This window comes from Paracidovorax cattleyae, from assembly GCF_900104515.1.
Classification (GTDB): domain Bacteria; phylum Pseudomonadota; class Gammaproteobacteria; order Burkholderiales; family Burkholderiaceae_C; genus Paracidovorax; species Paracidovorax cattleyae.
This window is the reverse complement of record NZ_FNJL01000071.1, coordinates 1-5,700: the sequence shown is the minus strand read 5'-3', so window position 1 is coordinate 5,700 and position 5,700 is coordinate 1. Positions and strand designations below refer to the sequence as shown.

Here is a 5,700-nt window from a genome sequence, read left to right as displayed (position 1 = left end):
CAAAAGCGGCGCCTGCAAGGCACAGGTGCGCCCGCGCACGGCGAACGCATGAGTCGCTGGGGCCGAAAGGCCCCTGAGCACGGGGATCGTCCCCAGGGCAGTTGCTATCGCGCTCCCGAAGCAGGTGAATGTGTGCGGATAGCCTTGATGCTGGGCTCGGATCAGGGGTTGTGAGAGGTTCCCTTTTGGTAGATCTGTGGATAACTTTGTGGGCATCCGGGGACATCCAGGGGGCAGGCGGTGCACAGCTCCCCCGCATTCCGATGTTCCGTGGGTCTCAGGGTGACGAAAAATTCCTTGTGAATCAAGGATGTTGGGCGAACTGTTTCAAGTTCAACCTGTTACCCCGGCCTGTGGATTGCTGCAGCGCTGCATGCGCTGAAATGTGCATAAGTGGCCTTGTCAAGAGTTCCGCAGGGCCCTGGATTGTGGTAGAGGGGCCTTCCTGGTGTGGTTTTGCCTCCGGTTCACCCGCCAAGTGCTTGATTTTCCGAGGGTTTTGGAGAAATCCAGAGTTTCTGTGGATAACTTTGTTGATATCCACTGCGTACCGCGCGCAGGCCCTTGATAACACGTGTTTCCGTCACGCTGCCCGGAAATTCGGCAGGGGCCCGGTTTCCCATATGAATCAACGACTTGGCGCGGCCCGAAGAAATATTCGGCGCCATCGTGCTGGGCGATCGCGCGCGGCACGGATGCACCGCCGTGGTGCCGGCGATGTGCATAAGTCCAGGCTGTGCCGGGTGCCGGCCGCGCGCCATACGGCCGGGCCGGCGGACGGCTGCCCGCCTCAGGCGCGGTCCGTGCCCGCCGTCGCGCGCATCGCCCGGGAGTGGCCGTGCACCGTCTCCACCAGGGCGGCGACATGCTCCGGCGGCGTGTGCTGGCTGATGCCGTGGCCCAGGTTGAAGATGTGCGTGGGCCCGGAAGTGCCCCGGTCGGTGTGCGGGGCGCCGAAGCTGTCCAGCACGGCCCGCGCCTGGGCGGCAATCGCCTCCGGCGGCGCGAACAGCACGTTCGGGTCGATGTTGCCCTGCAGCGCCTTGCCCGGTCCGCCCACCGCTCCGCCCACCAGGGCGCGGGCCCGTGCCAGATTGGCGGTCCAGTCCAGGCCCAGCACCTCGCAATCCAGGCCCTGCATGTCTTCCAGCCAGAGCGCGCCGCCCTTGGTGAACACGATGCGCGGCACGTCGGTGCCGTCCACCCCGGTGCGCTTCAGCTGCGCCAGCACGCGCCGGGTATAGGCCAGGCTGAACTCCTGGAAAGCACCGTCTGCCAGCACGCCGCCCCAGCTGTCGAACACCATCACCGCCTGCGCGCCCGCGTCGATCTGCGCGTTCAGGTAGGCCGCCACCGCATCGGCATTGATCGCCAGGATGCGGTGCATCAGGTCCGGCCGGGAGTACATCAACGTCTTCACCAGCCGGTAATCGTCTGACCCAGAGCCTTCCACCATGTAGCAGGCCAGGGTCCACGGGCTGCCGGAGAACCCGATCAGCGGCACGCGGCCATCCAGCGCCCGGCGGATGGAGGTGACGGCGTCGAACACGTAGCGCAGCTTTTCCATGTCGGGCACGGCCAGCTGGTCCACCGCGGCCTCGTCGCGCACCACGCGGGCGAAGCGCGGGCCCTCGCCCTCGGCGAACGTCAGGCCCAGGCCCATCGCGTCCGGCACCGTCAGGATGTCGGAAAACAGGATCGCCGCATCCAGCGGGAAGCGCTCCAGCGGCTGCAGCGTGACCTCGGTCGCGTAATCCACGTTCGTGGCCAGCCCCATGAAACTGCCCGCGCGCGCGCGCGTGGCCTTGTATTCCGGCAGGTAGCGGCCGGCCTGGCGCATCAGCCACAGGGGCGTGTAGTCGGTGGCCTGGCGCCGGCAGGCGCGCAGGAACGTGTCGTTCTGGAGCGGGGCGAAACTCATGGCGGGCATTGTCGCAGGGCCCGCCGCCGCCCCGGGCCCGCGGCCCGGCCGGCCTTGCCCCAGATCAAGCCGCCGGCCCGCCGCCCGGTGCAGCGCCGCGCCGCGCTCCGGCCCGCGCCCCCCCGCTGCGCGGCGGAAACGGCGCCGCGCCCGCCGGCTGCCGCTCCAGCTGCGCGGCCCGCTCCTGCAGCCGCGCCAGGCTGCGGTCCAGGGCGTCCAGGTGCTCCGCGTCCAGGCTCAGCGCCAGGTCCCGGTTGATGGCCCGCACCTCCGGCCACAGGGCGGCGTGCAGCCGCGCGCCGGCCTCCGTCAGGTGCAGCCCCGCCGGCCCGCCGTCCGCCAGGGGCTTGCGCTGCACCAGGCCCTTGTCCTCCAGCGAGCCGATCGCCCGCGATACCCGCGCGCGGTCCAGCTCCAGCCGCACCGCCAGTACCGAAGGCTGCAGCCCCGGCTCCTGCGCCAGCCACATCACCACGCCCCACTCGCGGCGCGTGATGCCGTGGCTGCGCTCGCACAGGCGGGTGACGAGGCGGCCCGACGCCGCCGCCAGCTTCACCAGCCGGTACAGCAGCAGGTCGCCGGGCTGCGTCGGCGCGGCCAGCGGGTTGCCCGCGGAAGGGCCGGACTCCCCGGATGGGGAGGAGGGTGCGGAACGTGCGGCAGGACGGGAGGGGCGCGTCGCCATGCGGGAATGTCCTCATCGGGGTTGATTTGAACAATTGTCGCGCCGCTGCGTACAGTGGCAGCCATCCCTGCCGATGGAGTGCACCGCCATGACCCTGCGCCGCGAATTCCTCTTGAACACCCTGGCCCGCCCGGCCCTGCTGGGCGCCGCCGCCTCCCTGGGCGCAGGCGCCGCGCTGGCGGAGGATGCGCCGCTGCGCATCGTCGTCGGCTACGCCCCCGGCGGATCGAGCGACCGCGTCGCGCGCATCGTCGGCGACAAGCTGCAGCGCCTGCTGGGCACCCCCGTCATCGTCGAGAACAAGGTCGGCGCGAGCGGCCGCATCTCCGCCCAGTACGTGAAGAACGCGCCGCCCCACCAGCCCATGCTGCTGCTGGCCAACCCCGCGGTGATGGTCGTCTCCCCCCTGGTGGTGAGCGACGTGGGCTACCAGCCCGACCAGGATTTCGTGCCCGTGAGCGAGGTGAACAACTACGTCTTCGGCGTGGCGGTGGGCGCCGCCGTGCCCGTACGCGAGATGCAGCACCTGCTGGCCTGGATGCGCGCCAACCCGCGCTCGGCCAACATCGGCGTGCCCGCCACCGGCAGCCTGCCGCACTTCTTCGCCCTCATGCTGGGGCAGAAGGCCGGCATCGCCGCCGAAGCCGTGGGCTACCGCGGATCGGCCCCGCTCATGACCGACCTGATCGGCGGCCAGATCCCCGTGGCCGTGGACACGCTGGACGCCCTGCAGCCCCAGCACGAGGCCGGCAAACTGCGCCTGCTGGCCGTCTCCAGCGAGCAGCGCCTGCCCGAACTGCCCCAGGTGCCCACGCTGCGCCAATCCGGCGTGGACCTGGCCGCCTCCGGCTGGAACACCCTGTTCGCGCCGCGCTCCATGCCCGCCGCGCAGGTGGACCGCTATGCCGCGGCCATCCTCAAGGTGATGCAGGACAAGGAAGTAGTCAAGCAGTTCAAGGACAACCACCTGGACCCCGTCGTCAGCACCCCCGCGCAGACGCGCCAGAGCATCGCCGCCTACCGCAGGCAGTGGGAGCCCGTGATCCGCGAATCCGGCTACCGCCCCTGAGCCGCCCCCGAAGGAGACGACACGATGCCGCAGACACCACAGAAGCCGCAGAGACCGAACATCCTCTTCATCGTGGCCGACGACCTCGGCTACGCCGACCTGGGGTGCTACGGCGGGCGCGATGCCGCCTTCGGCCCCGTCTCGCCCGTGCTGGACCGCCTGGCCGCCAACGGATTGAAGCTCACCCAGGGCTATTCCAACTCGCCGGTCTGCTCGCCCACGCGCTTCGCACTCATGACGGCCCGCTACCAGTACCGCCTGCGCGGTGCGGCCGAGGAGCCCATCCGCACAGCCACGCGCGGCAACGACCGCCTGGGCCTGCCGCCCACCCACCCCACGCTGCCCTCGCTGCTCAAGGACGCCGGCTACCGCACCGCCCTCATGGGCAAATGGCACCTGGGCTACCCACCGCATTTCAGCCCCTTGAAGTCGGGCTACGAGGAATTCTTCGGCCCCATGTCCGGCGGGGTGGACTACTTCACCCACTGCGGCGCCAATGGCACGCACGACCTCTGGTTCGGCGAAGAGGAAAAGGCGCAAGAGGGCTACCTCACGGACCTCATCACCGACCACTCGGTGGACTACATCGCGCGCATGGCCGCAGGCGCGCAACAGGTCACGCCCTTCTTCCTGAGCGTGCACTACACCGCCCCCCACTGGCCCTGGGAAACCCGCGACGACGAGGCCCTGGCGCGCGAATTGCGCGAGAGCAGGCAGGCCATCTACCACCTGGCCGGCGGCAACGTGGAAACCTACCGCCGCATGGTCCACCACATGGACGAGGGCATCGGCCGCATCATGGACACGCTCCGCGCCCACGGCCTGGAGCACGACACCCTGGTCGTCTTCACCAGCGACAACGGCGGCGAACGCTTCTCCGACAACTGGCCCCTGGTCGGCGGCAAGATGGACCTGACCGAAGGCGGTATCCGCGTGCCCTGGGTCGCCCACTGGCCCGCAGCCATCCCGCCCGGCGGCACCAGCGCCCAGCCCTGCCTGACCATGGACTGGAGCGCCACCCTGCTGGAACTGGGCGGCGCGCAGCCGCACCCGGACCATCCGTGGGACGGCCAGACCCTGGCCCCGCTGCTGCACGATGCCGCCTGGACCGCCGACCGCCCCCTGTTCTGGCGCATGAACCACCGCGGCCAGCGCGCCATGCGGCATGGCGACTGGAAATACCTGCGGGTGGATGGCGTGGATTACCTGTTCAACCTGGCGCAGGACGAGCGCGAGCGGGCGAACCTGGCGCCGCTGCAGCCCACGAGGCTGGCGGAGATGGTGCAGGCGTGGGAAGCGTGGGAGGCGACCATGCCGGCGATTCCGGGGGATGCGACGGTGAGTCTTTGCTACACGGAAAAGGATATGCCGCAAAGGTAATTTTCACTGGAAGCAGTGACGGTTGCGGCAGAGAAGTTGGGGTGCGGATTATTAATATGTTTCATGACTTTTGTTAATACAGGCATGAATGGCATAGTGGATGGATCTTGGATTAACATTTAAAAACAAATTTTTTATTAATAGGCTGTCGAGTTTTTGTTTCAGCAGACCTATCATCCGCCGCGTTTCAACTTGACTCTGCAGCAACGAGAGGGCTGCAGCCATAACAATGACACGCCGCGTCACCATCCAGACGCCCCTGGGAGAGCAACTGCAGTTCCGGCAGCTGCGGGGCAGCGAGGAGCTGAGCCAGCTTTTCTCCTTCGACATCGATCTGCTCTCGGAGGGTCGGGACATCGATCCCAAGGCGTTGCTGGGCCGGGCGGCGACGGTGGAGATCGAGACCGAGGGCGGCGGCAAGCGGTACCTGGACGGCCTGGTCACGCGCTTCGGCATGCAGGGGCAGGACCATCGGCTGTATTCGTACCACCTGCGCCTGCAGCCCTGGCTGTGGGTGGCCACGCGGCGGCAGGACTTCCGCATCTTCCAGTTCAAGACCGTCCCGCAGATCGTGCAGGAGGTGCTGGGCCGCTACGGCTACCCGCTGCAACTGAAGCTCACGCGCGCCTACCGGGCCTGGGACTA

The 5,700-nt window shown here is 68.5% G+C and carries 6 protein-coding genes; 3 read left to right on the top strand and 3 right to left on the bottom strand.

The window, feature by feature from the left end; translation table 11 throughout:
* Nucleotides 1-467: 467 nt before the first annotated feature.
* The 3 genes from BLR05_RS26325 to BLR05_RS25315 form a co-directional block, all read right to left on the bottom strand.
* Nucleotides 468-725: a hypothetical protein gene (locus tag BLR05_RS26325; protein ID WP_143016040.1), complete on the bottom strand. Its 258-nt coding sequence runs from the start codon at nt 723-725 to the stop codon at nt 468-470.
* A gap of 65 nt (nt 726-790) precedes the next feature.
* Nucleotides 791-1,921, bottom strand: coding sequence for a uroporphyrinogen decarboxylase (gene hemE / locus BLR05_RS25320; RefSeq protein WP_092840543.1), 1,131 nt, complete (start codon nt 1,919-1,921; stop codon nt 791-793).
* Between the two features lie 64 nt (nt 1,922-1,985).
* Complete coding sequence (locus BLR05_RS25315; protein ID WP_092840540.1) at nt 1,986-2,606, bottom strand: MarR family winged helix-turn-helix transcriptional regulator; 621 nt, start codon at nt 2,604-2,606, stop codon at nt 1,986-1,988.
* 88 nt (nt 2,607-2,694) lie between these two features.
* On the opposite strand from BLR05_RS25315, the gene BLR05_RS25310 reads away from it, so the two are divergent.
* The 3 genes from BLR05_RS25310 to BLR05_RS25300 form a co-directional block, all read left to right on the top strand.
* Nucleotides 2,695-3,675, top strand: a complete 981-nt coding sequence (locus BLR05_RS25310; RefSeq protein WP_092840546.1) for a Bug family tripartite tricarboxylate transporter substrate binding protein — start codon at nt 2,695-2,697, stop codon at nt 3,673-3,675.
* Between the two features lie 24 nt (nt 3,676-3,699).
* Nucleotides 3,700-5,055, top strand: coding sequence for a sulfatase family protein (locus BLR05_RS25305; RefSeq protein WP_092840537.1), 1,356 nt, complete (start codon nt 3,700-3,702; stop codon nt 5,053-5,055).
* A gap of 229 nt (nt 5,056-5,284) precedes the next feature.
* On the top strand, nt 5,285-5,700 hold a 416-nt coding region (locus BLR05_RS25300), incomplete at its 3' end, for a contractile injection system protein, VgrG/Pvc8 family (protein WP_279616046.1).

Excerpts from the sequence above, each read along its gene's own strand:
- BLR05_RS26325 (WP_143016040.1), bottom strand. The coding sequence starts at position 725 with ATGCACATCGCCGGCACCACGGCGGTGCATCCGTGCCGCGCGCGATCG.
- hemE (WP_092840543.1), bottom strand. The coding sequence starts at position 1,921 with ATGAGTTTCGCCCCGCTCCAGAACGACACGTTCCTGCGCGCCTGCCGG.
- BLR05_RS25315 (WP_092840540.1), bottom strand. The coding sequence starts at position 2,606 with ATGGCGACGCGCCCCTCCCGTCCTGCCGCACGTTCCGCACCCTCCTCC.
- BLR05_RS25310 (WP_092840546.1), top strand. The coding sequence starts at position 2,695 with ATGACCCTGCGCCGCGAATTCCTCTTGAACACCCTGGCCCGCCCGGCC.
- BLR05_RS25305 (WP_092840537.1), top strand. The coding sequence starts at position 3,700 with ATGCCGCAGACACCACAGAAGCCGCAGAGACCGAACATCCTCTTCATC.